The sequence below is a fragment of the Mitsuaria sp. MSU3D genome, from assembly GCF_056867975.1.
Window position 1 is genome coordinate 6,199,816 of sequence record NZ_CP200314.1, and the last position, 24,748, is coordinate 6,224,563.

Sequence of the window (24,748 nt, forward strand, 5' to 3'; positions counted from 1 at the left end):
CAGTCGGCGTCATCCGGTCGCCGCATTCGAGTCGGGATGTTCTTGAGAGGACGTTGGGTGTTCCACAACAAGCAGGCCGCGTTGCCGGCCGCATCCCAGGAGAACTCATGAAACGATCGCTGATCCGTTCGATGGCCACCCGCCTCGCCACCGCCGCCGCGCTTGCGGTGGGTCTCACCGCCGCGACCGGCGCGCAAGCGCAGTCGTGGTGGAAGCCCGGCGTCAACACGACCTGGCAGTGGCAACTGACGGGCACGCTCAACACCGGCTACAACGTGGCCGTGTACGACATCGACCTCTTCGACACCTCCGCGCAGACGATCGCCGGGTTGAAGGCGCAGGGCCGCAAGGTCGTCTGCTACTTCTCCGCCGGCAGCTCGGAGAACTGGCGCGCCGACTTCGGCAGCTTCAACGCCGCCGACATGGGCAACGCGCTGGACGGCTGGGCCGGCGAGAAGTGGCTGGACACGCGCTCCGCCAACGTGCGCGCGGTGATGCTCAGCCGCCTGGACCTGGCCGTCTCGAAGGGCTGCGACGGCGTCGAGCCGGACAACGTCGACGGGTACACCAACTCGACCGGTTTCCCGCTGACGTCGGCCACGCAGCTCGACTACAACAAGTACCTCGCCAACGCCGCCCACGGCCGCGGTCTGGCGATCGCGCTGAAGAACGACGTCGACCAGCTGGCCCAGCTGGAGCCCTACTTCGACATGGCCGTCAACGAGCAGTGCAACCAGTACGACGAGTGCGGCGGCTACTCGGTCTTCACGAGCAAGAACAAGCCCGTGTTCAACGCCGAGTACGCGTCCAAGTACAAGAAGAACACCAACGGCGCGCGCGACAAGCTCTGCGCGAAGATGACCGCCGCGAAGATCCGCACGCTGGTGCTGCCGCTGGATCTGGACGACGCCTACCGCTACAGCTGCAACTGACCGTCTCTCTCATCAGTTCCCACTGTTTCCACTGTTGTTGATCCCATGACCCATATGACGAGAACTCCCGTCCGCGCCGCGCTGCCGGTCCTGCTGAGCGCCGTATTGACGGCCGTCGCGATGGTCGCCTCTCAAGGCGTCCTGGCGGCACCGAAGTCCAAGGTAGCTGACGGAGCCCGCTACACGATGGCGGACTTCGCGAAGGTCCCGAAGATCGATTCGCACGTGCACCTGCACAACGCCGATCCGGCGTTCATCGACGCCGCGCGCCAGCTCGGCTTCAAGGTGCTGACGATCAACGTCGACTACCCGGACTTCCCGCTGCTGGACGAGCAGCAGCAGGCGGCGATCGAGCTGCGCAAGGCACGTCCGGCGGACGTGGCGTGGGCGGTGAGTTTCTCGTCGGAGACCTCGGATCAACCAGGCTGGCTCGACGCGACGAAACAGCGCGTCGATGCCGGCCTGCGCGCCGGCGCGGTCGGCGTGAAGGTGTGGAAGAACATCGGCATGAGCCTGCGCGACAAGCAGGGCCGGCTCGTCATGATCGACGACGCGCGATTCAAGCCGCTGTTCACGTGGTTCGAGGACCAGGGCATCACGATGCTCGGTCACCAGGGCGAGCCGCACAACTGCTGGCTGCCGTTGGACAAGATGACGGTCATCAACGACCGGGAGTATTTCGCGCACCACCCGCAGTACCACATGGCGCTGCATCCGGAGATGCCGAGCTGGGAAGACCAGATGGCCGCGCGGGACCGCATGGTCGCGGCGCATCCGAGGCTGAAGTTCGTCGGCATGCACATGGCCTCGCTGGAGCGCAACGTCGACGAGCTGGCCGCGTTCCTGGACCGCTTCCCGCTGGCCAAGGTCGACCTGGCCGCGCGCATCGGGCAACTGCAGTACCAGAGCCAGCTGGATCGCGCGAAGGTGCGCGCCTTCATGATCAAGTATCAGGACCGTCTGATGTACGGGACCGACGTCTCGCAACCGCCGCAACAATCGGGGGCCGAGCTGCTCAAGGAAGTCGAGCCGGTGTGGCGCATGCACTGGCGCTACTTCAACACGGAGGAGTCGTTCAAGGTGTCCGATCTCAAGAAGCCGGTGAAGGGCCTCGGCCTGCCCAAGGTCGTCGTCGACAAGCTGTACCACCTCAACGCCGAGCGGAGCTATCCCACCGCCTGGAAGGCGGCTCAATGACCGGGCGCCGCGCGTTCCTCCAATGGCTGGGGGCGGCCCCGGTCGCGACGATCACGCCGACGCTGGCGCTGGCCGCGACGGCCGCGTCGCCAGGGTCGGCCGCGGCGGCGCGCGCGGCCGACCTTGGACGCGGTCACGTGCGGCTGCAGGATGAGCGGCTCTCGCTGCAATTCGACGAACGCATGCGCAGCCGGATCGTGCGGCTCGGCGGCGCGCGGCCGCTGGCGCTGACCGGCTTCGATGCGGGTGAGCAGCTCATCGTCGCGGAACTGAAGCCGGTCGCGGCTGGCGCAGCAGCCACGGCGCTCGGCGCGGAAGCGGCCGGCGCGCCACCTCCGATGACGACCCGGACGCTCGAACGCTTCGCGTTGACGAGCGCCGTCCCGAGCAGCGGTGCCACGCCGTTCGGCGCGGGCCAGCGGCTGACGCTGACGGGCAAGGCCGAAGGCGCCGCCGTCGAGAAGACGATGACCGTGACGTTGCTCGACGAGCACCCCGGCGTCGCGCTGATCGAGGTCGCCTTCATCAACCGCTCCGACAAGCCGCTGAGGGTTCAGGGCTGGACCGTCGCGTCGCATCGGCTGCTGGCGGCGCCGCGGCATGCGGGCGGGTGGTGGACCTACTCGGGCTCGACGCACACGGACCGGCGCGACTGGATGCAGCCGGTCAAGCGCGGCTTCGAGCAGCGCAATTTCCTCGGCATGGATTCGTCCGACTACGGCGGCGGCACGCCGCTGGTGGACGTGTGGCGGCGCGACCTGGGTGTCGCGGTCGGCCACCTGGACAAGCTGCCGCGCCTGGTCTCGCTGCCGGTGAAGGCCGTCGGCGAGCAGGTCGACATCGCGCTGCGCGGCGACGAGCCGCGCACGCTCGCGCCGGGCGAGACGCTGGCGCTGCCGCTGGCCTTCGTCGCGGTGCACGAGGGCGACTGCTTCGTGCCGCTGGACCGCTATCGGCGACTCATGAACGCACAAGGCCTGGCCGCGCCGGAGCCGCCACGCAGCGCGCACGACGCGGTCTGGTGCGCGTGGGGCTACGAGCGCGACTTCTCGCTGGAGCGCGTGCGCGCCACGCTGCCAAAGGCGCAGGAGCTCGGCCTGAAGTGGGCCGTGCTCGACGACGGCTGGCAGCGCCAGACGGGCGACTGGTTCGACATCGACCTCAAGAAGTTCCCGCGCGGCGAGGAGGACATGAAGGCGCTGGTCGCCGACATCCATGCGCGCGGCATGAAGGCGCGGCTGTGGATCGCGCCGCTGGCGGTGGCGCCGGGCAGCGACGAGCTGCATGAACACGCGGATCTGCTGCTGCTCGACCAGAACGGCGCGCCGCAGATGATCACGTGGTGGAACTGCCTCTACCTGTGCCCGGGCGCGAAGGGCACGCAGGAGCGCACGGCGGCGATGTTCCGCAAGATCATCCAGGACTGGGGCTTCGACGGCGTGAAGGTCGACGGCCAGCACCTGAACGGCGTCGCGCCTTGCTTCAACCCCAAGCACCAACATGCGAAGCCGGAGCACTCGTACGAGCACATGGCGGACTTCTACCGCGCGATGTTCGAGGCGGCGCATGCGGTGAATCCGGAGGCGGTGGTCGAGGTCTGCCCCTGCGGCACGAGCTACGCGTTCCACAACATGCCGTGGATCGACCAGGCGCCGGCGTCGGACCCGCTGTCGAGCTGGCAGGTGCGTCACAAGGGCAAGGCGCTGAAGGCGCAGATGGGGCGCTGGTCGGCGTATGCCGGCGATCATGTCGAGCTGTCGACCGGCGGCATGGACTTCGCGTCCGCGGTGGGCGTCGGCGGCGTGGTGTCGACGAAGTTCACCTGGCCCGAGGATCCGAAGCCGAAGGACTCCTTCCTGCTGACGCCGGAGCGCGAGACGCACTGGCGCAAGTGGATCACCGCGCACAACGCGAAGGGCCTGTCCGACGGCGCCTATCGCGGCGAGCTCTACGACATCGCGTTCGACAAGCCCGAGACGCACGTCGTCGAGAAGAACGGGGTGATGCACTACGCGTTCTACGCGCCCAGCTTCGACGGCTCGGTGACGCTGCGCGGCCTCGGCCCGGGCGTCTGGAAGATCCGCGACTACGTGAACGGCACGGAGCTCGGTTCGGTCGACGCGGCGAAGCCGACGTTGAAGGTGAGCTTCAAGGAGAACCTGCTGATCGAAGCGGTGCTGAGCTCCGCGATCGAGCGCCCGCTCGCACGCGCAGCGCGACTGCCGTCACGGCTGATCGGCCGCGATGGCTTCGCATTGGCCTCGGCGTGGGAGGAAGCGCCGGCGCTGTTCTTCGCGCACGACTGGCGCGGCCGGCCGTTGACCGGCACGCAGTCGACGCGCGTGCAGCTGCTGCACGCGGACGGCGCGCTGCACCTGCGCTTCAGCAGCCGCTACAACGCGCTGACGACCTATGAACGCGAGGTCTCCGCGACGGACATCTGGCCGCTGTGGGAGCGCGACGTCGTCGAAGTCTTCCTGCAGGCGCCGCAGGACGCGGGCACGGACCGCTACCGCGAGGTCGAGGTCTCGCCGAACGGCTTGACGATGGACCTCGAGGTGCGCGGGCAGGGCCGCAAGCGCTTCATCGGCGAGAGCCGGGCGCGCACCACGGTCGACGAGGTCCACCGGATGTGGACGGCGGAGCTCGTCGTGCCGATGCCGCGCAACGCGCAGTCGCTCGACGGCTGGCGGATCAACCTGTTCCGCATCGAAGGGAACAAGGCATCGCGGCAGTTCAGCGCCTGGAATCCGACGGGCAGCGAGAAGGCCAACTTCCATGTGCCCGCGGCGTTCGGGCAACTGCGACTCGAAGCCTAGCCCGTCTTACTCCCTCTCCCGCTTGCGGGAGAGGGCAGGGGTGAGGGCCAGCGGCGGTGGAAGTACGCCAGCGCTCTTGCTCCCCCCGTGTGCGGAAAGGAACGTGAGACAGGGAGTCACCAGCCCGCGTTGCCGCTTCCTCGAATGAAGAAGCTCCCCGGCGCGTTGTCCTGCTTCAGGCCGCCGAGCGCCGGATTGGTCACCACCACGCCGTCGAAGTTGACCGCGCCGCGACCGCCGTTGTCGATCACCTCGATGCCGTACCGACCCGGGTTGGTGATCCGGATCTTCTTCAACCTCACGTTGCGGAACTTCGCGTTGTCGGCATCGCGCAGCAGGTCGGGGTGGAACTTCTCGCCCGGCGGCACGAAGGCCGTGCCGAAGCCGCGGAACTCGATGCCCGAGTAGGTCGGGTCGATGATGTCGACGTTCTCCACCAGGATGTCGTTCACGTCGCCCTCGCGCAGGTAGAACTTCAGCGCGCCATGCAGCCACGGGTTGCCCGTGTTCTCGTTGAACATCGGCCCGCCCGCGCGGATCAGCGAGATGTTGCTGAAGGTCGTCGTCCCCGGTCCGAACGGGTAGGGGCTGAACTCGTTGTCGATCAGGATGCCCGGATAGGTCAGCACGTCCTCGCAGACGCTGTCCTTGAACACGTTGCCCGCGCCGCCATAGGCGGCGAAGCAGTTGGCGCGCCACGGCATCTGCACCGTGTTGTTGCGGAACACGTTGTTGACGCCCTGGCCCTGGTCCGGCGCGTTCTTCCCCGCGGGCGAGATGAAGCCGTCGCCCAGCTGCCAAGTCTTGTCCTTCACCCAGTCGGTCCACTTGATGGACCACACCACCAGCGCGTCGTCGCCGGTGTTGCGCAGGTGGCAGTTTTCCACCAGCGAGTTGGACGTGCCGTTGTCGAAGTTGATCCCGTCCGCGTAGGTGTTGCGGATGCGGCAGTTGCGGATGGTCAGATTATGCGTCGGCTGGGTCTGGTACGGGGGATCGTTGCCGACCCAGATCGCGCCCACCACGTGCTCGATCCAGACGTTCTCGATCAGGCTGTTGGCGCCCATCGGGCCGGCGAAGGCCTTCTGCACGCCTTCGGTTTCCTCGGCGCGGGCCTTGGATTCGCCGAGGATGGAGAAGTCGCCGAAGACGCAGCGGGCGCTCGCGCCGTAGCAGAAGAACATCGACTTCGGACCGCGCAGGTTGGTGTGCCACATGCCGGCCCCGCGCACCTCGATGCCGGGGTTGTCCAGGCCGACGTTGCCGCCGTCGATCTTCTGCAGCAGGTAGTCGCCCGGCGGGAACCACAGCTTGCTGGTCGAGCGCAGGGCGCGCAGCACGTCGTTCGCATGGTCCTTGCCGTCGCCCGGCTGGATGCCGAAGGCCGTCACCGAGGTGAAGCCCGCCGGCATCGTCAGCGCCGGCGGCACCGGCTCGATGTCGACCAGGTCGATCACGTAGAAGCCCGCGGTGTCCTGCGCGTCGCGGCGCAGCATGACGGTCGCGCCGGCAGGGATGTTGTCGGGCAGCAGCGTGCGCACTTCGTCGAAGAAGGTGTGGGGCTGGCCGGCCGGCTTGTCGACGATCGGATCGCCAATCAGGCCGCCCTGGTAGGACCAGCTGTAGCGCGAGGTCAGCGGCAGCGACTTCACGCGCACGCCGTTCACATAGAGGCCCAGCGTGGCATCGATGCCGCCGCCGTTCGGCGCGTCGGGAATCGAGTAGCGCACCACCACGCCGTTGCCGGCCGCGGTGGTCTTGAAGGACACGTAGTCGCCGGTCCGGTTCAGACGCACCGCCTTGCGGCCGATGGCTTCAGCCTCGATGTGGTTCGCGTCCCACTTCTGGCGGCTCGGGCCGAGGACCTGGGCATTGGTCTGGCCGTCTTCGGCCTGGTACTCGACCCATGGCACGTTGGCGCCGCGACCGGGGACCGGCGCGGGAGCCGGTCCGGGCGCAGGGGCTGGAGCAGGGGCTGGAGCAGGAGCCGGTGAAGGCGCAGGCGCCGGCGATGGCGCAGGCGCCGGAGATGGCGCGGGCGACGGGGCGGGTGCGGGGGACGGGGCTGGTGCAGGCGAGGGCGCCGGCGCGGGCGATGGCGCGGGGGCAGGGGAAGGCGCGGGCGCAGGGGCTGGAGCCGGAGCCGGAGCCGGAGTGCCGGCCGCCACGAACGTCCACCGCTGGTTGTCGTTGTTGCCGCAGTCCCATTGCTGGACGCGGCCACCGGCGACGAGGCTGAAGTCCTTCACATCCACGCATTTGCCGGTGTGCTTCGCGACGATGTGGAACGCATCGCCCTTGGCCGCGACGGCGAAGCGCTGGTTCGCGCCGCCGCCGTAGCCCCATTGCTGGATGAGGGCGCCGTTGGCGGTCGAGATGTCGCTGACGTCCAGGTTCTTGCCGCTGCGGACATTCCGGAAGGCGTAGCTGCCGTCGGCGGCGGCGCTGATGTCGAAGCGCTGGCTGGCCGCACCGTTGCACGGCATCTGCAGTGTCTTGGCGCCGTCGGCCGTGCTCGCGCCTTCGATGTCGATGCACATCCCCGATTGAACGCCGCGCAGGCTGTACTGCCCCACGGGAAACGCGGTCTGCGACGTCGTCGACTGCGCCTGGGCGCTCGCACGATCGGAGGCCGCCGTGCCGGCGGGGCCGGCGGTCGAGTCGGGTGAGTCGGCGCCGCCGCAGGCACTCAGCAGCAGGCTGACGGCCAGCGCGATCGCGGTCGGCGCGGCCTGGAGCTTTCCGAAGTTCGGGCTGGAAGCAAGGGTCATGCTCGTCTCTCGTTGTGAGTCGACGGCGATTCTTCCCGTGCCTTGAAAGCGGTTCCAACGGGTAGACGCAAGAGCTGCAATCAGCGGTAAGCGTCGATGGACACACTACCTCTCCCGAGGAGGGGGGCTGCAGAACGCTCGATGGCGCTTGGGTCGTCGCCATCGAGGTCGCGCCGCCGCAGGCCGCGCGGCGGGTCAGGTCATGCGCCGGCTGCGGCCTTCTTGGCCGTGTCTCCGGCCTTCTTCATCGGCACCGGATCCGGCAGGTCCTTGGCCTGCAGCATGCGGGCCTGGACGACGAGCTGGTTGTGCGCGTCCAGGAACGCCGCGGCGATGACCTTGCCTTCATTGCTGTTGGCCCAGCCCGCGCCCGCGGCGCCGCCGAGCTTGCCCAGCACGAGCCCGCCCATGCCCAGGTCGGTGACGCGCACCGAGCCCGTGGCGGCGGCGACCTGCTCGGTCGTTTCGTTGTCGGTCAGCAGCAGCGCGACCTGCGCTTCCTTGAGCTTGATGTGCTCGGCCGCGCCGACGAACTTGTTGAGCACCGGGATCATCCCGAGGATGCCGCCGACCTGGCGGCCCGCGTCCTGCTCGCTGAAGGTCAGGCTCGGGATCAGCGTGTACTGGGCTTCGTAGCCCTTGCCCTTGTGCACGGTGCTGCCCTGCTGGCGCAGGATGCCGGCGTCCTTGAGCTCCTGCTCCTTGATCGTGGCCTTGAGGCCCGAGTTGCGATCGACGACGCGGAAGCAGCCGCTCTGCTGCGCCAGCAGACGCACGAGGGGCAGTGGCGAATTCGGCAGGCCGTTGGGCGCGCTGATCGTGTAGCCGTTGGGGTTCTCCATCAGCGACAACGTTGCGACCGGCGCGTCGCACTTCATCAGTTCGCGGTTGGCCTTGTTGGCGCCGGCCGGGCCGGCGGAGCCGGTGATCTCCGAGCTGCCGTCGCCCAGCGTCGCGCCTTGCTTGCCGCAACCGGCGAGCATCGCCACGGCGACGCAAGCGGCGATCACGCCGCCCACGCGGGGCAGAGAAGGGCCGATGGAGGCGAAGGAACGCGCGAATGCCATGAGGATCTCCTGAACGCAAGGGCTGCGGGAACGGCCCGGACCTTATCCCAAATGCGGGCGAACCCGGCCCCCACTGATGGGTGGCTGCGTCGCGGAATGTCGCGTCGTGACGGCAGCTTTACGGGCGGTTACCAGGGGGAGGCGAGAATCCGCCCCTTCGGTTCCCCGCGACCGCACAAGATCCTCGAGGCTCTCCTCATGAACGACAAGTCCCCGAGCCGCGCCGTCGCGTGGCTGGTGTGCGCCCTGATCGCCGCGTCGCTGTACGGCAATTACTACGTGTACGACTCCATCGGCCCCGTCGCCGATGCGCTGCAGAGCCAGCGCGGCTTCAGCGACCAGCAGATCGGCCTGCTCAACGCGATCTACAGCCTGCCCAACGTCGTGCTGATCCTCGTCGGCGGCGTGCTCGTCGACCGCTTCGGCGCCGCGCGCATGACGCTGTGGACGGCCGCGATCTGCTTCCTCGGCGCGCTGCTCACCGCGCTCAGCCCGAGCTTCGCCGGCATGGCCGCGGGACGGCTGCTGTTCGGCATCGGCGCCGAGACCTTCGGCATCGCCACGCTCGCGGCGCTGGCCCAGTACTTCGTCGGCGGCAACGTCGCGTTCTCGATGGGACTGGCGCTCTCGATCGGCCGCCTGGGGTCGTTCTCTTCCGACATGTCGCCGACGTGGTTCCCCGCCGCCTACGCGCAAGGCTGGCAACCGCCGCTGATGATCGCCGCCGCGATGGCCGCGGCCTCGTTCGCCGCCGCGCTGTGCTATTGGGCGATGGACCGCCGCGTCGCCGCCTCCGCCAAGGGCGAGATCGAACAGCAGGCGCAGCCCTTCGTGTGGCGCGACCTGCTGCACTTCGGCAAGGCCTATTGGTACCTGCTGACGCTGTGCGTGCTCTGGTACTCCGTGATCCTCGCGTTCCGCAGCACCTTCTCGATCAAGTACTTCCAGCACGCGCACGGCCTGGACCTGGCCTCGGCGGGCGCGATGAACAGCTACGTGTTCCTCGCCGCCGTCTTCGCGACGCCGACCTTCGGCTGGCTGTGCGACCGCGTCGGCCGCTACGCGCCGTTCCTGGCCTTCGGCGCGATCCTGCTGCCCATCGCGATGGCGACGATGGCGTTCACCTCGGCCAGCCTGTGGATCTCGACCGCGCTGATCGGCGTGAGCTTCTCGCTGGTGCCCGCGGTGATGTGGCCGCTGGCCAGCAAGCTGGTCGCGCCCGCGCGCTTCGGCACGGCCATCGGCCTGATGTGGGTGGCGCAGAACGCCGGCATCGCCGGGGCCAACCTCGTCGCCGGCTGGCTCAACGACCGCGCCGGTGCCAGCGCGCAGAACCCCGCCGGCTACGAGTCGATGATGCTGTTCTTCGGCCTCGCCAGCGTCGGCGGCGCGGTGTTCGCGGTGATCCTGTGGCTCACCGCCGGCAGGCGCGATCAGGAGAAGGCGGCGCCGGCCGCTTGATGCGGCGCGAGGCATTCATCGGCGGTCGCGCGGCCGTCGACGCTCACGGCTCCAGCACGTACAGCGACGACATCGTCGCCAGCTGCTCCGGCGTCATCGCCGCGTAGTGCGGCTGCAGCGGCAGCGACTTCGCCAGCTGCCGTGTCGGCTCGTGGACCTTGTGCTGCTCAAGCACGACGCGGTAGCCAGCCTGAGCGAACAGCGGCGGATATTCGTGATGCCGCAGGCGGTTCTCGCCTTCGCGCGTCAGCCGGTTGATCCACGCGTGCTTGCCGTCCGGCCAGGTCAGGAAGTTGATCTTGCTGATCGACTTGTCCGAGTGTTCCAGGTGGTCCGAGTGGTCCACCAGATGCACCATGCGGCCCCGCGCGGAGAGCTTCGGGCGCAAAGCCTTGAACAGATCGAGCAGCACGTCCGGCGGGATGTGCTCGAGCACCGTGCGCGAGGTCACCAGGTCGATCGAGCCGTCCGGGATGGCATTGACGTCGAACGGTGCGAGGTAGGTCAGCGGCAGGTCGGCGCGCGACTTGATCGCACGCAGCCGTGTGTCCCCGGGATCGACCCGGCGCAGGAAGTCCAGCGTCGCGGCGAAGCTGACGTCGTCCAGATGGACGTTGAGGTCGGACATGTAGACGCGCCTGGCGCCTTGCAGACATTGCAGGATGGGAATCGTGGGGAACCAGCCGGTGCCGATCTCCAGCACTGTGGCGCCTTCAATCGAGCCGCCGGTGTGCGAGAGCGCCGCCCGCATCTGCGACCAGTTCTTCAGCGTTTGGCTGAGGTTGTCCGGATCGGGGCGGTAGCCCAGCAGCCGGCGTTTGACGCCGCGCAGCGCCTGACCGAAAGGCAGCCGTGCGAGGACGGCCTGTCGGCCCACCTTCAATCGCCAGTCCATCGTGTCCCCGCTTCCGCTGGTCCAGTGTCCGTCGATTCTGACCGATCAGCCGCCGGGAGGCTCCGAGGACTTCTGAGGGGTCGCGCCGAAACGCCGCGCCGCCGCCGCCAGATGCGAGCGCACGACCAGCACGTGCCCCGGCAGGATGAGCGCGAGGTAGAACCGCCCGAGCCGGTTGTGGCAGTTCACGACTGTTGTCGCCACCGCCTCGCGACGTGTCGATCCGTCCACCCGACGGACCAGGATCGACAGCTTGAAATCGAGGTGCTGGTCCTGCTCGCCGAAGATCGCCTCCTCGCGCGTGGCGGAGAGCACGCGGAAGATGTCCACGTGCTCGACGCCGATTTCATCGAGGTGCTGGCGCATCGCCGCCGAGGTCTTCAGCCCGAGCGGCTTCACCGCCGCATCGCGGATCGCGAGCAGCGCGCGGAACCAGATCGGCGGAGCGGCCAGCGTCGCTCGGGCGAGCGTCATCGCGTCGTCAGGCGCATCGTCCGCCAGCGTGATGGCGAAGGCGTCGGCGAGGTTCGCGCCGGCATAGGTCGACGCGAGCTGGCTTTCAGTCGGAGGGGCAACGCGGCGGACGAGTGACATCCGCCGCATTGCATCACGACTTCGTGATCTTCACCGACCGCAGGTTCCACCCCGGCCCGTTGGCCTTCACCGCGATCTGCTGCTGGCCGGCCGGCAGCGTGACGCGGTGCGAGACCGTCGTCCAGTTCTGCCATCCGCCGGTCGAGGGCACGTTCACCGCGCCGTACACCGGCGTGCCGCCCGCCATCTCCAGCTGCAGGCTGCCGCCGCCGTTCAGGCTGGCGACGCGGTACTCGACCGTGTAGGTCCCGCCCTGCGGCAGGTTGAGGTTCCACACGGCCCAGTCGCCGGTCTCGATCCAGCCGAGGTTCTGGCCGCCTTCGCTCGACGCCTCGAGCTGCATGCCCGACTGCAGCGCGAAGTTGGCCGCCTGCAGCGTCGTCGTGAACGCCGGTGTGCCGCCGTCCTTCTTGTAGACGCGCACGTAGTCCACGTACATCTTCGCGGGCAGCCTGCTCTCGTCGATGTTCCATTGCGGCCAGTTGCCGCCGACCGCCAGGTTCAGCAGCAGGAAGAAGTCGCGATGGAATTCCTCGGTGCTGTTGACGCTGTTGGTGATGTCGGCGACGTGGTACTCGCGGCCGTCGACGAACCAGCGCAGGAACTTCTCGTCCCACTCGACCGCGTACACGTGGTAGTCCGCGACGTTGGTGGCCGTGTGGCCGCCGTAGGACGCATGGCCGCCGTCCGGACCCTGCCAGTGGATCGTGCCGTGGATGTCGGCGTCGGCATTCACGTGTTCCATGATGTCGATCTCGCCCGAGGCGGGCCAGCCCACCGACGTGATGTTGCTGCCCAGCATCCAGAACGCGGGCCACATGCCGGAGCTCGACGGCGCCTTGATGCGCGCCTCGATGCGGCCGTACTTGAAGGTGGCCAGGCCTTGCGTCGTCATGCGCGCGGAGGTGTAGCGCATGCCGCCGAAGTCCTCGCGCTTGGCGGTGATCACGAGCTGGCCGTTCTCGATGCTCGCGTTCTCGCGCCGGTAGTACTGCAGCTCGTTGTTGCCCCAGCCGCCCGAGCCGGTGCCGGTCTCGAACCGCCATTGCGGGCCGATGCTGTTGGTGAATTCGTCCTGCCAGACGAGTTGCCAGTTTTGGGCCTGCGCCGCGACGCCCGTCAGGGCGACCGCGACCGCGGCGAGCGATCGAATCCAGCGTGTCATTGGGATCTCCTCGGAACCAGTGGTGGTGATGGAGGAGACGCGCGCGAAGGACAGGAGCGGCGTCTCCAGGGGGCCCGGCCGCAAGGACCGGGTGTCGACGCCCGAGATCAAGTAAGCCCGTGGGGCTGCTGGCGCGCCGCCGATCGCTCGTCGATGCGCCGCCGCCTCTCCGGCATGACTATCTGAAAGCGCTTTCAGTATGTCTCTCGGGAAAACCCTGGGAACTTCGCTTCGTTGGTGACAAGCGGTTGTGCGGTGGCAAGTCGGAGGGCGAGCCGGTATCCAGGTGTTGCCCTCGTGACGATCCGCGCAGCGTGGGCGCGGCCATTGTTGAGACGCGTTGAATTCACAAGCTCGTGGGCACCTCTCGACCGGCGGGGTCTGGATCCGAAGAATGCGATCGACCAGCAACTAGAGAGTCCCCGCGATGACCACCGTCCCCCTTCCGGATTCACGGCGTGTGACGCCGCTACGCGGCGCGGCCGCCCGCCTGGAACCGGCGGCGTATGCGCTGCTGCGGTTCGCCTTCGGCGCCATCCTGTTCACGCATGGACTGCCGAAGGCGCTGGGGACTTCGCACGGGTCGATGGCGGATCCGATGGCCGGCTCGATCCGGCTCATCGACCAGGTGATGGGGCTGCCCTTCGCGCCGCAGCTGGCCTTTCTCGTCATGCTGCTGGAGACCGTCGGCGCGGTGTCACTGGCCATCGGCTTCTGCACGCGCTGGGTGGCGCTCGCGTTCACGATGGAGATGATCGGCATCTGCGTCGCGCTTGGTCCGACCTGGCCGTGGATCGACCGGGGCATCGAGTACCCGGTGCTGATGGCGGTGCTCGCGGCCTACGTCGTCGTGCGGGGCGGCGGGGCGTATGCGATGGATGGAAGGATGCTCAATCCGTCACGCACCCAGGCAAGGAAAGGGTAGATCGGGACCTGAGGCATTTCCTGCAGCGGGCATCATGCCGCCCTGCGCGCCGGCGCGGCAGCGAGCCACAGACTCGCGCCCCGGCCCGGCGTCTTGTTCAATGCCTTCAGGGAGGAAACCTCATGTCCCAGCAACCGGAGTCGGCCGCGACGCTGCCGACCGACACCACGTCCGACATCGCCGCGCGCTTCGCGCCGCCCCAGGCCCGCGTCGAGGCCGTCGCGCCCGAGCAGGCCCTGGGCCAGCCGATGTGGTTCTCCGTCTCGCCGCTCAAGCTGCTGGTGATGTGCACCGTCACGCTCCAGCTCTACGGCGTCTACTGGCTCTACAAGCAATGGACGCTGGTGCGCGACCGCGAGAAGTCGTCCATCCTGCCGGCGATGCGCGCGATCTTCGCGGTGTTCTTCGTCTGGTCGCTGTTCGGCCGAGTGCGTGACTCGCAGCTGGGCGCGGGCGTGAGTGCGAAAGACGCGCTCAGTGCCGGCGGCCTGGCGGCCGCCTGGATCGTCTTTTCGCTCATGTGGAAGGCGCCGGATCCGGTATGGTGGATCGCGATGGTCGCTCCGGCCTTCCTGATGCCGGTGCAGAGCGCGATGAACGCCGTCAACGAGACCGTCACGCCGGGCCAGCCCCGCAACGATCGCTTCGGCGCGCTGAACTGGATCGCCATCGTGCTGGGAAGCCTGTTCATCGTGATGGCGCTGATCGGCACCTTCATGCCCGCCCAAGCCTGACCGGACCCGGTCCCTGCTGAGCGGCGAGACCGCCGGCCCGGGCCGGTGGTAGTCTGTCGCCATGACTCAACGCCTCGCCTCCTGCAGTTGCGGTCAGCTCACGGCCCAGGTCGTGGGCGAGCCGGTCCGCATCTCCATCTGCCACTGTCTGAACTGCCAGCGCAGGACGGGCGGCCCCTTCGCCCAGCAGGCCCGGTTCCATCGTCAAGACGTGACCCCGTCGGGCGTCTCGTCGACCTACGCGATCACCGGTGATGAAGGCACCCGCGCGATCTTCCACTTCTGTCCGACCTGTGGTGCGACGGTCTATTACGAGATGGAGGCGATGCCGGACTTCATCGCCGTCCCGGTCGGCGCGTTCGCCGATCCGGGTTTTCCGGCGCCAGGCGTGTCGGTCTACGAGAGTCGGAAGCACGGCTGGGTCGTTCCGCCGGCGGAGGCGGAGCACTACTGAGGCGCGCCTCGCGGCGCCGGGCTCAACGCACCAGCTTGCCGCCCGCGCCGAGCACGGCGAAGTCCACGTAGCGCGAGGTCGGGCCCTTGCCGAAGGTCAGGCGATGGCCGCCGACGTCGGTCTCGAAGCCGCGTTCCAGGGCCTCGCTCAGGGCCGCGGGTCCGGCGGCCGGCGTGCGTTCCAGCGCCTTCACGAGCGCACGGGCGGCGATGAAGCCCTCGAGCGAGCGCGAGGACAGGTCCGCATCCTTGGCGTTGCCGCGCAGGCGCTGGTAGTCGCGGACGACTTCGCGGTCGGCGCGGTCGTCGGTGGGCAGCACCAGCGAGAACGCGAAGCCGCGCGCGCGATCCGGGCCGAGCTTGGCCAGCAGCGCCTGCACGTCGATGATGGACATGCCGTAGAGGCCGGCGCGGCCGCCCGCGCTCTGGTACTTGTCGGTGAACTCGATGGCGGCCGCGGTGGTCGCGGCGAGGAAGATCACGTCGGGCGACTGCTTGATCATGTCAGCCACCGCCTTGCCGACCTCGGTGGTGTTGCGGGCGTAGCCCGACTGCGCGACCAGCGACAGGCCGTAGGTCTTCGCCGACGCCTGCGCACCCGCGAGCGCGTCACGTCCCAGGCCGTCGTCCTGGTAGACGATGGCGACCTTGGTGCGACCCATCTCGCTGAGCTGCTTGAAGAGGCGGTCGACCTCCTCGCGGTAGCTGGCCTTGACCGGGTACATGCCGCGCGCGGTGATCACGCTGTTGGCGCCGGAGACCGCGCCGACCATGGCAACGTGGGACTTCTCGAGCACGCCGTCCTGCTTGAGCGCCTCCAGGTTGGAGGTGCCGACGGTGCCGATCAGGGCGGTGGGCGCGTCCGCGGCGATCAGTTCCTTGACCAGCCGGACGGTGTCCTCGGGCTTGTTGGCGTCGTCGCGGGTGACGAACTTGATCTTCTGGCCGCGGACGCCGCCGCGCGCGTTGACCTCGTCGATCCACAGCTTGGCGCCGGCGCGGATCGCCTTGCCCGTGACCGCCTGGGGGCCGGTGAACGGGGCCACCTGACCGATGACGATGTCGGCATGCGCCGTCGAGGCGGCCGCGAGGCACAGGAGGGTGATCAGGCGGCGGGCGCGGCGGGCGAAAGCGAGGGTCATGGTCAATGCGGCAACAGGCGTGCAGGACCGGTCATTGTGATCAATACGATGATGGTTGCGGTAACAGTTGGGCGACTGGGAGAACGGCGGCCGGGTGCGGCGACAAGCGGCAGCTGCCAGCCGAAAGAAGGTTCAGGGAAGCGAACCCTCGCCCGGCGTCCAGTCCGGGCTGAAGCCGCCCAGCGTCGGGTGGTACATCTCGTCGCCGGTGTGCTGGGTGAATTCGACGTTGAGCCGATCCTCGCGCAAGCCCAGGATGTCGATGCAATGGGCGCACAGCGCCTTGGCCAGCGCCATGCGCAGTTCGGGCGGGCGGCCCTGGCGGATGTCCAGCATCATCAGCGAGACGGGCACCGGCGGGCCATCCGCGTCGGGGATGCGCCAGACGCCGCCCTCGCCGAGTTCGCGGATCGCGACGCTGATGCGGCGGATGTCCACGGACATCATCTCGGCGTAGGTGCGGCTCATGCGCTCGGCCAGGCGCTGCTTGGCGGCGGCGGGATAGTGGTCGTTGACGTCCAGCTGCAGGTAGGGCACGGGGACTCCAGAGCTTGATGCAGATGATCTGCGAAAGAGGCGGCGCTTCAGATTACAGGCAGGTACGGCTCTAGCATGGGGTCATGACGCAAGCCCCTTCTCGTCGCCATCTCCTCGGCGCTGCACTGGCGGCGCCCGCCGCGGCCGTTGCCGCAACGGCCAGCCCGGGCGGGACTTCCCGTTCCGCCGGCACGCCCTGGTCCGGGTTCTCGCCGCGGCGCATCGAGCGGATGCTCCGCGGCGCGGTGGCCGATGGCCGCGCCGCGGGCGTGTCGGCCGTGGTCTGGCAGGGCGGGGCGGAACGCTACTTCGGCGCGTTCGGTCTCGCTGATGTGGAAGCGCGTCGGCCGATGGCTCGCGACACGCTGGCGCGCATCTGGTCGATGACCAAGCCGGTGGCGTCGGTGGCGCTCATGCGCCTGTGGGATGCGGGGCGCTTCCGGCTCGACGATCCGATCGCGCGCTACCTGCCGGAGTTCAAGTCCATGCGCGTGCACGCCGACGATGGTCGAGGCGAACGGCCGGCTGCGCGTCCGATCCTCGTGCGGGACGTGCTGCGGCACACGTCGGGCCTCACTTACGCGATGGAGGACGGCCCGGCCGACCACGCCTTCCGCGCGGCGAATCCGCTCGAGACGGCGCCCGACCTGGCGGCGTTCAGTCGCGCGGTGGCCGCGCTGCCGCTGCGCCACGAGCCGGGCACGGCCTGGCACTACGGCACCTCCACCGACATCGTGGCCCGGCTGGTGGAAGTGTTGGGCGACGAGCCCTTCGACGCACACGTCCGCCGTCACATCCTGCGGCCGTTGGGGATGCAGGAGACGGACTGGACGCAGCCCGAAGCGCTGAAGCACCGGATGGCCGCGACCTACCGCCTGCCCGACGGTGGTCCGCCCCAGCGAGAGCCGGACATGCCCTTCACCTTCGCCAGCGGCGGCGCGGGCCTGATCGGACCCATCGACGACTACCTGCGCTTCGCGCGCATGCTGCTGGGCGAAGGCGAGCTCGACGGCGTGCGCGTGCTGCGCCCGGCGACCGTGAAGCTCATGCTCGTCGATCACCTGGATCCGGCCATCTCGCCACGTCACTTCCTGAAGAGCCCGGGTCTCGGATTCGGGCTTGGAGGCTCGGTGCGCATCGCGCCGACCACGGCCGACGAGCCGCCCGGCGCGGTGGGCGAGTTCTCCTGGGGTGGCGCGGCGTCGACCCTGTTCTGGGTCGACCCGGCGAACCGGATCGCGGTGGTGTTCTTCGCCCAGAAGTTCCCGTTCGACGAGGCGCTGCATCGGGATGTGCGGCGCGCGGTGTATGGCTGAGCAGCGAATCGCCCAACGGAATCCCACAGGACGGTTCACCGTCGCAAGGGTCAGTCCTTGCTAGCTCTTGCTCTCGCGATCCGCCTCGAACGCCGACATGAACTCGTCGGACGCGACGTGGTCCGCCACTGCGCGCAGGGCCGCGGCCGCCTCCACCCCTAGCACCGCCTCGAATCGCTGATTGACCTCCGCCCAGCTCGCGAGCGCGGCGTGCAGCTGGGCGGTGCCGACCGGTGTCAGCACGGCGCGTTTGGCGCGCTTGTCGCGCTCGTCCACCTGGAGCTCGATGAGGCCGTCACGCACCAGCGGTCGCAGCGCATGCGTCAGCGCGGAGATCTGGATGGCAAGCTTCGTCGCCAGCGCCTGAAGCGTCGGTTCCTGGCCTTCGTTCTCGGCCTTGATCCGCTCGATCTCGGCCATCAGCCCCAACTGGGTCGCCTTCAGTCCGAGCGGCTCCAGGGCCGCGTCATACAGACTTCCCAGGCGTCGCGCCGCCCGGCGCAACGACGTGTTGTTGCACGCGGGCAGGACCCATGCGCCCGGTTCATCGGTGTCCTGCGGCTCGCTTCTCGGCGCCGCGCGGCTTCGGGTGTTCTTCATTCAGCGGGAAAAGTTGAGCACAAAACCATTGACAGACCCCAGAGCGCCAAGTGTACATTTGAGCCCTCAATGAAATTAATTGAGCACTCAACCGAATTGTCGAAAGTACGCCATGGTTTCCTCCAAGAAAACTGCCGTCGTGACCGGTGCCTCCTCGGGCATCGGCGCCGTCTACGCCGATCGTCTGGCCGCGCGCGGCTATGACCTCGTCATCGTCGCCCGCCGGGCGGATCGCCTCGCGGCGCTGTCGAAGGACCTCGCCAGCAAGCATGGCGTGACCGTCAGGACCGTGGTCGCCGACCTCGCGAAGTCGGACGACGTCCGCAAGGTCGAAGCAGTGCTGCGTGAAGACGCCAGCATCGAGGTGCTGGTGAACAACGCCGGCCTGGCGCGCCTGGGCTCGGCGGTCGGCGCGGCCGCCGAAGGCACCGCGGAACAGATCGCGGTGAACATCGTGGCACTGACCAGTCTGACGCAGGCCGTCCTGCCGCTGTTCAAGCAGCGCGATGCGGGCACGATCATCAACGTGGCCTCGGTGCTGGCGCTCCATGCCTTGCCGATCAGCGCCATCTACAGCGGCACCAAGGGCTACGTGCTGAACTACACGCGCGGGATCCAGGACGAGCTGGCCGCCTCGAATTCGAAGGTCCGCGTGCAGGCCGTCCTGCCCGCGTCGACCGCCACGGAGATCTGGTCGGAGAAGGTCTCCGGCGTGCCGCTGGAGGCGCTGGCGAAGGAGACCGTCATGAGCGCCGAGGATTGCGTGGACGCAGCGCTGCGCGGGCTGGACCAGGGCGAGCTGGTCACGCTGCCCTCCGTCGAGAACGACGGCCTGCTGAAGGCGTACGACGCCGCTCGCACCCAGCTGTTCGCCGCGACGCAGACGGGCAAGCCGGCGTCGCGCTACGGCGTTGCCTGAGGACCGGGTCGCTCAGAGTGCCCGCGCGGCTTGAGGCGCCGCGGTGTCTTCGGCCTCGGCACCGCTCAGCGATCCCAGCGCGCGGCGCATGCCGCTGGCGCAGGCGCCCGGGGACTCGATGTGGACGCACTTCTTGCCGCGGTCGCTTCAACCAAGCAGCTTTCGGGTAGGCTGGTCAGCTGAACTCAAACGTTGTGGCGCATCTTTGATCTATTTCGACTTCAATGGTCAACGCGAGCCCGTGCTTTCCACGGAGCAAATGGGGCGACTCCTCGATCATTTCGATCGGTCACCCTCGTTCGAGCTTTGGGCTTCCGTCCCGGCAGGGCCTTCCCTATGCATGCTGCGCAATGGTGAAGATGCATGGCTGATGTATCTGCGGCATGCCGGCGACAGCGGGTTCTCTTCAAGATCGACAAGTGGCCGCCCAGGCTCGACGAACTTCACGTTAGCAAATGGGCAGGTCGACGCGTATCTGTTGTCTTGGTGCATTGAGTTGGAGCAGTGCTACAAGGCTGTTGCCTACTTCTACGAGAACTCTGGGGCACGGCCCGAATGGATCGAGTGGCATGAAGACTAGATTCGCGAGTTGTTGAGTCGCGTAGGGCGGGCTAGCCGCAGGCGTAGCTCACTCTTGCCGGAACACCGGGGCCTTGGCCGCGCGTTCACAACTCCCTATGAAGGCTTCCCGTAGCGAGCTCAGGACTTGCACCTGACCGCTCAGGGTCGATACCTACCGGTCATTGGCCCATGTGCGGAGGTCCGTTCCCGGCCTTTTCGCGATGAAGCTTGGCTCGTCAAGCCGAACGGGTCTCGTAGGCATCTAGCAACGCGTAAATCTGCTGAAGTTCCGCGGTCTGACCCGGCATGCCTTCCATTAGGTCGGCTTGGTGGCGGATGAGGTGGAATTCACCCTCGCCACGAATGGAGCCGCGTGCCTTCACCTTTGCAATCCGCCCGGCGGTCTTGGCGAGGAAATCTGGATAGTGCGCCATCGTTGCCGATGCCAGTGCCTGATTTGCCCGCTTCCGAGCTTCGGAATTCATCGAATGCATCAGCATCGGTGTTTCTCGAAGGCCTTGCTCCATCCCGGAGGCAAGTGCTGAGCGAGGTACTCCTGACGGTCCAGCGTACCGGTTCCGAACATCGGCCCAGTTCGCAACAAGCTTTCGCGCGGTTGCGTCATCGAGCACAGAAAGCGCCTGATGAAAATCATCGAACAGTGCGATTAGCTTGGCCAGCTTGTCAAGGCGTTCGGCGGTAGGCATGCAGTCAGTATGCCGGACTGCGCCAGGGCCCGCTTCCAGCCTTGAGCCGCGGTTGGGACGCAGCGGAAGCAGACCTTCGTCCGCAACGCCCAGCATGGAGGACATGAGCGGTTCTAGCGCCATCAGGCTGAAGAGCACCTGTACTCGGCGGAGCCGTAGACTTTATTTGGGCTCACGGCGCTGCTGTAGCCCCCGCTTTTCCTCCCTGAGCAGGAGCCTTAGCGAGCACTGCGAGGGCTTTCAAGCATCGGCCACCTGCCGGGGCATTCTTTCATCGCGGCCCTGAGGCCACAGCTCCATGACCCGCCTCCTGGGCTTGTAGGCTGCGCAGCGGCGCGAGGATACGACCGAGGAATTCCATCGGAACTGGCTTCAGAAGGAGTCGAAGAGCGTTGGCTCGTAGTCGATTGCCTACGCCTAGTTGCTGATTAGCCCGCTATTGCAGTCCTCGGCGCAAGGCGCAGACTCACGTTGCTGAGTTTCGCCATTCGCATGTCGGTTAAGGACCACAGCGTAAAGGGTCCCTAAGTCCAGCGCGGTTCATTGCGTCCCAGTAGTTGACTCCAACATCAGCCTCGCGACACGCCTATACATTCATTTGCAGGGACAGGGCTCCAGGTCGCGACCGCACAGCCACACTCACAGGCGACCTCCTGCGGTTCGAATCGAACTCGAATCAGACAAGAAATTGGGTCTCAACCGCCGAAAGAGCGCTAGACGTGCGGAATTAACTGACAAAATCGACACCAGGGTCGTAGCATTTTTGCAGTTTCACAACCGCTTGCGCTCGCCTATTCACCATGACAAGCCACCGTTCCCCCCCGCTTGCCAAAGAGACTGCACGTCTGGCGAGGCGCATGTATTTGCCGCGGGCGGTCGGCCTGGGCTTAGGTGGTGTGGTCGTCGGCGTCGCCATCGGAGGCGAGCCGCGCCCTCTTTGGCTATGGATTCTTCTCGCATGCAACGCGCTGTTGTGGCCTCACCTCGCATATTGGCTGGCCCGTCGCAGTATCCAGTCCAACCGCACCGAGCGTCTCAACCTTGTGCTCGACTCAGCGTTCGGCGGTTTCTGGGTAGTACAGATGGGCGGCAGTGTGCTGCCCAGCGTGTTGCTGGTGACCATGTTGGCTATGGACTGTCTAGCAGTCGGTGGAAGTCGACTGCTTCGCCTCGGTCTCGGAGCTCAGGCGCTGGTTGCAGCAATAAGCTGGTTGCTCATCAGGCCTGTTCCAGCTTTCATGCCGACTCCCGCAACGCTGCTCGCATGTCTGCCATTCCTGGTCATTTATCCCATGGTCATCGGTGCCATCAGCCACCGTCTTGCAGTTCAATTGAGCCGTAAGCGCGCCGCTCTCGCCGAGTCAGAGAAGCTGTTCAGGGATACGTTTGACGCCATGGAAGCCGGCGTGGTGCTCTATGACGCGCAAGACCGAATGCTCTTGTGCAACAGCGACTTTCGTCGGCTGTACCCCAGCGTTGGGCACCGATTCAAAAAAGGTCAGACGTTCCAAGAGATGCTTGAGCTGGCCGTGTCGGGCGGCGAACTACCAGGAGCAGCTGGACAAGAGCAGCAGTGGATCGAGGAGCGGATACGTCAGCACGCTGATCCGCAGGGGCCCTTGATCCGACACATGCCCAATGGACATTGGCGGCGTGTGGTCGAGCAAAGACTGCCTAACGGCGGCATCCTGGCGTTCAGCATCGACGTCAGTGAGCTCATGCAGAGCAAAAAGGCACTGCGCGAGGCCAACGCCGAGTTAGAGCGCCTCGCGCAGACCGACGCTCTTACCGGCTTGGCGAATCGGCGCCTCCTTGACCTTAGGCTGGAAGAAGAATGTTCTCGCGTAGCTCGGCACTCATTTTCGCTGGCTCTAGTGCTCGTTGATATTGATTTTTTCAAGCGCGTGAACGATGCATGCGGGCATGTGGCGGGGGACGAGTGTCTGAAGCAGGTCGCACTTGTGCTTTCCAGTTGTTCGTTGAGAGGGGCGGACGTCGTGGCCCGCTTTGGGGGTGAGGAGTTCGCTGTGTTGCTACCCCACACGACGCGAGACGAGGCTCTCAAGGTTGCCAGACGATGCGTCCAAGCGATCGACCTAGCCTCTGTTCCTCATCCAGATTCCCCCATCGGACCGTGCGTAACGATCAGCGTCGGCGTTGCGTCCATGGAGGTCGGCTCCGTCCAGGTGAGCCCTTCGGACCTCATCCGTAATGCAGACGAAGCGCTGTACCGCGCCAAGGCCCAAGGTCGGCATCAAGTGCAGGCCGCCTGGAGCCAGAGTGCGACGGTGTCGGCCGAGCGGAATAATTGAAAGGCGGGCCACGTTTGGCACGGCAAAAAGAGCACACGAGCGCAAATGACCTCCGTTAGCACTTCGAACGTCAATCCGCATTACCTGGACCATGTCATTCAGGTCTCCCAGTCACGGCAGGTCGAGGCGGCTGAAGACATCGTTAGCCAGAATGGCATCAAGCTGCTTGCGAAGGGGGCGCACATAGACAACCTGGTGCGCGAGCGGCTCCTCATGCACAAGTTGCAGAAGCCGCTCGAAGGCTGCATTCAGGTCCAGCAAGGTGTCATGCCGGAAAGCTTCGGGCCGTTGGCTGAGGCTCTGCTTCGTCAGCACCCTCTACTCAAGGCACTATGTGCCCACGATCTCTATCCCGCCGCGCCAGGTTCGCTGTCGACGCTCAAACTCTCTGTACCCGTTCAGTCCCTGTTGACGGTCTACGCTGAGTGCCAAGGCGAGCGGCTCAAACACACGGCGGGGGTAGCAATGTTGGCTCTGGCCCTTGCACGTCGCCTATTGCCCGGCGAAGCGGAACGGCACCGTATGTTGGCACTAGCGGGCCTGCTTCACGACGTCGGAGAGCTATATATCGACCCTTCCTACCTTCGGTCTGGTGCGCCCCTAGGCCCGCAGGAATGGCGACATATCGCGTCACATCCCGTTGTTGCAGAACGAGTGCTTCGCGACATGCCGGGCGCCGGTCGGGAGATCGCGAGCGCGGTGCTGCATCACCACGAGAGATTGGACGGGTTCGGCTATCCGCGCGGTGTACGAGGCGACGCCTTGCCACTCAACGGCCAGATCCTGGCCGCCGCCGAATGGCTCATGGCCCTCATCGAAGGCAGCATGACTCCGCTGACACGAGCCAGTGTGGCGACCAAGCTCATCCCCGGAGAATTCAGTCGCGAAATCACCGAAGTCATTACCGCCGCGTCCCTATCCGACACCTCGTCCGCCCCAACGGTGGTAGACCCAGTGCCGCTGGAATCGGCAATCCCGCGTGTGATTAGCATCGCCTCGGTGCTGCGACGCTTCCAGCAATCACGCCCGTGGATCGAAAGCCGGATCTCCGCCTCCAGCCCCGGCCTGCGCGCCGTTCTTGAGGCCGGTTTGAATCGACTTCTGCGTATCCAAACTGCCTTTTCCAGCACCGGTTTGGACACCGATGATCCCGATGGCCTCTTCGCTGATTTGGCCGAGCATCGCGACCTCGCGCTCCATGCCGAATTGATGACTGTCGTTGGCGAGCTCGAGTGGCGGCTGCGCGAACTAGAGCGGGAATCGCTCCTCCGAGCTGGACTTCTTCCACCCGATGAAGGCGCTGTTATGGAAGAGCTGCTTTGCCGCTTGAAGGGCGAACGTTCGGGCGCTTCCTAGTGTTGCCTGGTGGGCGGGGCCAACTTCCGCTTTCAGCCTGAAGCAGTTATCCCCCGGTTCAGTACTGCCGGCCGAGCAGATGACTCAGCCTTGCTGATCTTGCGGCTGGGCCGCTGTTTCCGCTCGCTCTTCGATACTCAACGAGCCCAGAGCCCAGCGCCCGGCGCCCGGCGCATGCCGCTCGCGCTCGGCGATTCGATGTAGACGCACTTCTTGTTGTGCCGCTTGCAGTGGTCCTTCACGCGCCAGTAGGCGTCCTGGCTGATGCACCCGGGCTGGCAGGCA

21 protein-coding genes are annotated in these 24,748 nt (G+C 66.8%); 12 read left to right on the forward strand and 9 right to left on the reverse strand.

The window, feature by feature from the left end:
- The first annotated feature begins 107 nt into the window (after positions 1–107).
- Genes AC1VNM_RS27320 through AC1VNM_RS27330 form a run of 3 tightly spaced genes read left to right on the forward strand, consistent with a single transcriptional unit; the run spans position 108 to position 4,948 of the window.
- Complete coding sequence (locus AC1VNM_RS27320) at positions 108–932, forward strand: endo alpha-1,4 polygalactosaminidase (RefSeq protein WP_483109000.1); 825 nt, start codon at positions 108–110, stop codon at positions 930–932.
- A gap of 54 nt (positions 933–986) precedes the next feature.
- Positions 987–2,129: an amidohydrolase family protein gene (locus AC1VNM_RS27325; RefSeq protein ID WP_483109001.1), complete on the forward strand. Its 1,143-nt coding sequence runs from the start codon at positions 987–989 to the stop codon at positions 2,127–2,129.
- Positions 2,126–4,948, forward strand: coding sequence for an alpha-galactosidase (locus tag AC1VNM_RS27330; RefSeq protein ID WP_483109002.1), 2,823 nt, complete (start codon positions 2,126–2,128; stop codon positions 4,946–4,948). Before AC1VNM_RS27325 ends, AC1VNM_RS27330 begins: the two co-directional genes overlap by 4 nt.
- Before the next feature lie 116 nt (positions 4,949–5,064).
- Here the strand turns inward: AC1VNM_RS27330 and AC1VNM_RS27335 are convergent, their stop codons facing one another.
- Together AC1VNM_RS27335 and AC1VNM_RS27340 are read right to left on the reverse strand one after the other, a co-directional pair.
- The gene (locus AC1VNM_RS27335) at positions 5,065–7,719 is read right to left on the reverse strand and encodes an RICIN domain-containing protein (protein ID WP_483109003.1); all 2,655 of its coding nucleotides are present in this window, start codon (positions 7,717–7,719) and stop codon (positions 5,065–5,067) included.
- Positions 7,720–7,919: 200 nt separating this feature from the next.
- Positions 7,920–8,702 carry a CsgG/HfaB family protein gene (locus AC1VNM_RS27340; RefSeq protein WP_483109341.1) on the reverse strand — a complete coding sequence of 261 codons (783 nt, stop codon included), beginning with the start codon at positions 8,700–8,702 and terminating at the stop codon, positions 7,920–7,922.
- A 282-nt stretch (positions 8,703–8,984) separates the two neighbouring features.
- On the opposite strand from AC1VNM_RS27340, the gene AC1VNM_RS27345 reads away from it, so the two are divergent.
- Complete coding sequence (locus AC1VNM_RS27345; protein ID WP_483109004.1) at positions 8,985–10,247, forward strand: MFS transporter; 1,263 nt, start codon at positions 8,985–8,987, stop codon at positions 10,245–10,247.
- A 43-nt stretch (positions 10,248–10,290) separates the two neighbouring features.
- On the opposite strand, the gene AC1VNM_RS27350 is transcribed toward AC1VNM_RS27345, so the two are convergent.
- Genes AC1VNM_RS27350 through AC1VNM_RS27360 form a run of 3 tightly spaced genes read right to left on the reverse strand, consistent with a single transcriptional unit; the run spans position 10,291 to position 12,901 of the window.
- Entirely contained in the window at positions 10,291–11,142 is an 852-nt protein-coding gene (locus tag AC1VNM_RS27350; RefSeq protein WP_377157303.1) for a class I SAM-dependent methyltransferase, read from the reverse strand.
- Positions 11,143–11,187: 45 nt separating this feature from the next.
- Positions 11,188–11,736 carry a DUF2867 domain-containing protein gene (locus tag AC1VNM_RS27355; protein ID WP_483109005.1) on the reverse strand — a complete coding sequence of 183 codons (549 nt, stop codon included), beginning with the start codon at positions 11,734–11,736 and terminating at the stop codon, positions 11,188–11,190.
- A 13-nt stretch (positions 11,737–11,749) separates the two neighbouring features.
- Positions 11,750–12,901 carry a carbohydrate-binding protein gene (locus AC1VNM_RS27360; RefSeq protein WP_483109006.1) on the reverse strand — a complete coding sequence of 384 codons (1,152 nt, stop codon included), beginning with the start codon at positions 12,899–12,901 and terminating at the stop codon, positions 11,750–11,752.
- Between the two features lie 460 nt (positions 12,902–13,361).
- Here AC1VNM_RS27360 and AC1VNM_RS27365 point away from each other — a divergent pair, with 460 nt between their 5' ends.
- The 3 genes from AC1VNM_RS27365 to AC1VNM_RS27375 all read left to right on the forward strand — a co-directional run bounded on the left by AC1VNM_RS27365 (position 13,362) and on the right by AC1VNM_RS27375 (position 15,014).
- Positions 13,362–13,826 carry a DoxX family protein gene (locus tag AC1VNM_RS27365; RefSeq protein ID WP_483109007.1) on the forward strand — a complete coding sequence of 155 codons (465 nt, stop codon included), beginning with the start codon at positions 13,362–13,364 and terminating at the stop codon, positions 13,824–13,826.
- A 122-nt stretch (positions 13,827–13,948) separates the two neighbouring features.
- Entirely contained in the window at positions 13,949–14,560 is a 612-nt protein-coding gene (locus tag AC1VNM_RS27370; RefSeq protein WP_483109008.1) for a hypothetical protein, read from the forward strand.
- 61 nt (positions 14,561–14,621) lie between these two features.
- On the forward strand, positions 14,622–15,014 hold the full coding sequence (locus tag AC1VNM_RS27375; RefSeq protein ID WP_483109009.1) for a GFA family protein: 393 nt from the start codon (positions 14,622–14,624) through the stop codon (positions 15,012–15,014).
- 22 nt (positions 15,015–15,036) lie between these two features.
- Here the strand turns inward: AC1VNM_RS27375 and AC1VNM_RS27380 are convergent, their stop codons facing one another.
- Positions 15,037–16,155: an ABC transporter substrate-binding protein gene (locus AC1VNM_RS27380; protein ID WP_377157290.1), complete on the reverse strand. Its 1,119-nt coding sequence runs from the start codon at positions 16,153–16,155 to the stop codon at positions 15,037–15,039.
- Positions 16,156–16,287: 132 nt separating this feature from the next.
- The gene (locus AC1VNM_RS27385; RefSeq protein ID WP_483109010.1) at positions 16,288–16,692 is read right to left on the reverse strand and encodes a tautomerase family protein; all 405 of its coding nucleotides are present in this window, start codon (positions 16,690–16,692) and stop codon (positions 16,288–16,290) included.
- A gap of 83 nt (positions 16,693–16,775) precedes the next feature.
- On the opposite strand from AC1VNM_RS27385, the gene AC1VNM_RS27390 reads away from it, so the two are divergent.
- Positions 16,776–18,008 carry a serine hydrolase domain-containing protein gene (locus tag AC1VNM_RS27390; RefSeq protein WP_483109011.1) on the forward strand — a complete coding sequence of 411 codons (1,233 nt, stop codon included), beginning with the start codon at positions 16,776–16,778 and terminating at the stop codon, positions 18,006–18,008.
- Positions 18,009–18,068: 60 nt separating this feature from the next.
- Here the strand turns inward: AC1VNM_RS27390 and AC1VNM_RS27395 are convergent, their stop codons facing one another.
- A complete protein-coding gene (locus AC1VNM_RS27395) occupies positions 18,069–18,608 on the reverse strand; it encodes a MarR family winged helix-turn-helix transcriptional regulator (protein ID WP_377157285.1) in 540 nt (179 codons plus the stop codon).
- Positions 18,609–18,720: 112 nt separating this feature from the next.
- On the opposite strand from AC1VNM_RS27395, the gene AC1VNM_RS27400 reads away from it, so the two are divergent.
- Positions 18,721–19,527, forward strand: a complete 807-nt coding sequence (locus AC1VNM_RS27400; protein WP_483109012.1) for an SDR family NAD(P)-dependent oxidoreductase — start codon at positions 18,721–18,723, stop codon at positions 19,525–19,527.
- Positions 19,528–19,570: 43 nt separating this feature from the next.
- Positions 19,571–20,107 (forward strand): Imm1 family immunity protein, encoded by a 537-nt coding sequence (locus AC1VNM_RS27405; protein WP_483109013.1) that lies wholly within the window; start codon positions 19,571–19,573, stop codon positions 20,105–20,107.
- Positions 20,108–20,324: 217 nt separating this feature from the next.
- On the opposite strand, the gene AC1VNM_RS27410 is transcribed toward AC1VNM_RS27405, so the two are convergent.
- Positions 20,325–20,900, reverse strand: coding sequence for a hypothetical protein (locus AC1VNM_RS27410; RefSeq protein ID WP_483109014.1), 576 nt, complete (start codon positions 20,898–20,900; stop codon positions 20,325–20,327).
- A 752-nt stretch (positions 20,901–21,652) separates the two neighbouring features.
- Here AC1VNM_RS27410 and AC1VNM_RS27415 point away from each other — a divergent pair.
- Both AC1VNM_RS27415 and AC1VNM_RS27420 read left to right on the forward strand, forming a co-directional pair.
- Positions 21,653–23,107, forward strand: a complete 1,455-nt coding sequence (locus AC1VNM_RS27415; protein WP_483109015.1) for a sensor domain-containing diguanylate cyclase — start codon at positions 21,653–21,655, stop codon at positions 23,105–23,107.
- Positions 23,108–23,152: 45 nt separating this feature from the next.
- Positions 23,153–24,463 carry an HD-GYP domain-containing protein gene (locus tag AC1VNM_RS27420; protein WP_483109016.1) on the forward strand — a complete coding sequence of 437 codons (1,311 nt, stop codon included), beginning with the start codon at positions 23,153–23,155 and terminating at the stop codon, positions 24,461–24,463.
- The last annotated feature ends 285 nt before the right edge of the window (positions 24,464–24,748 follow it).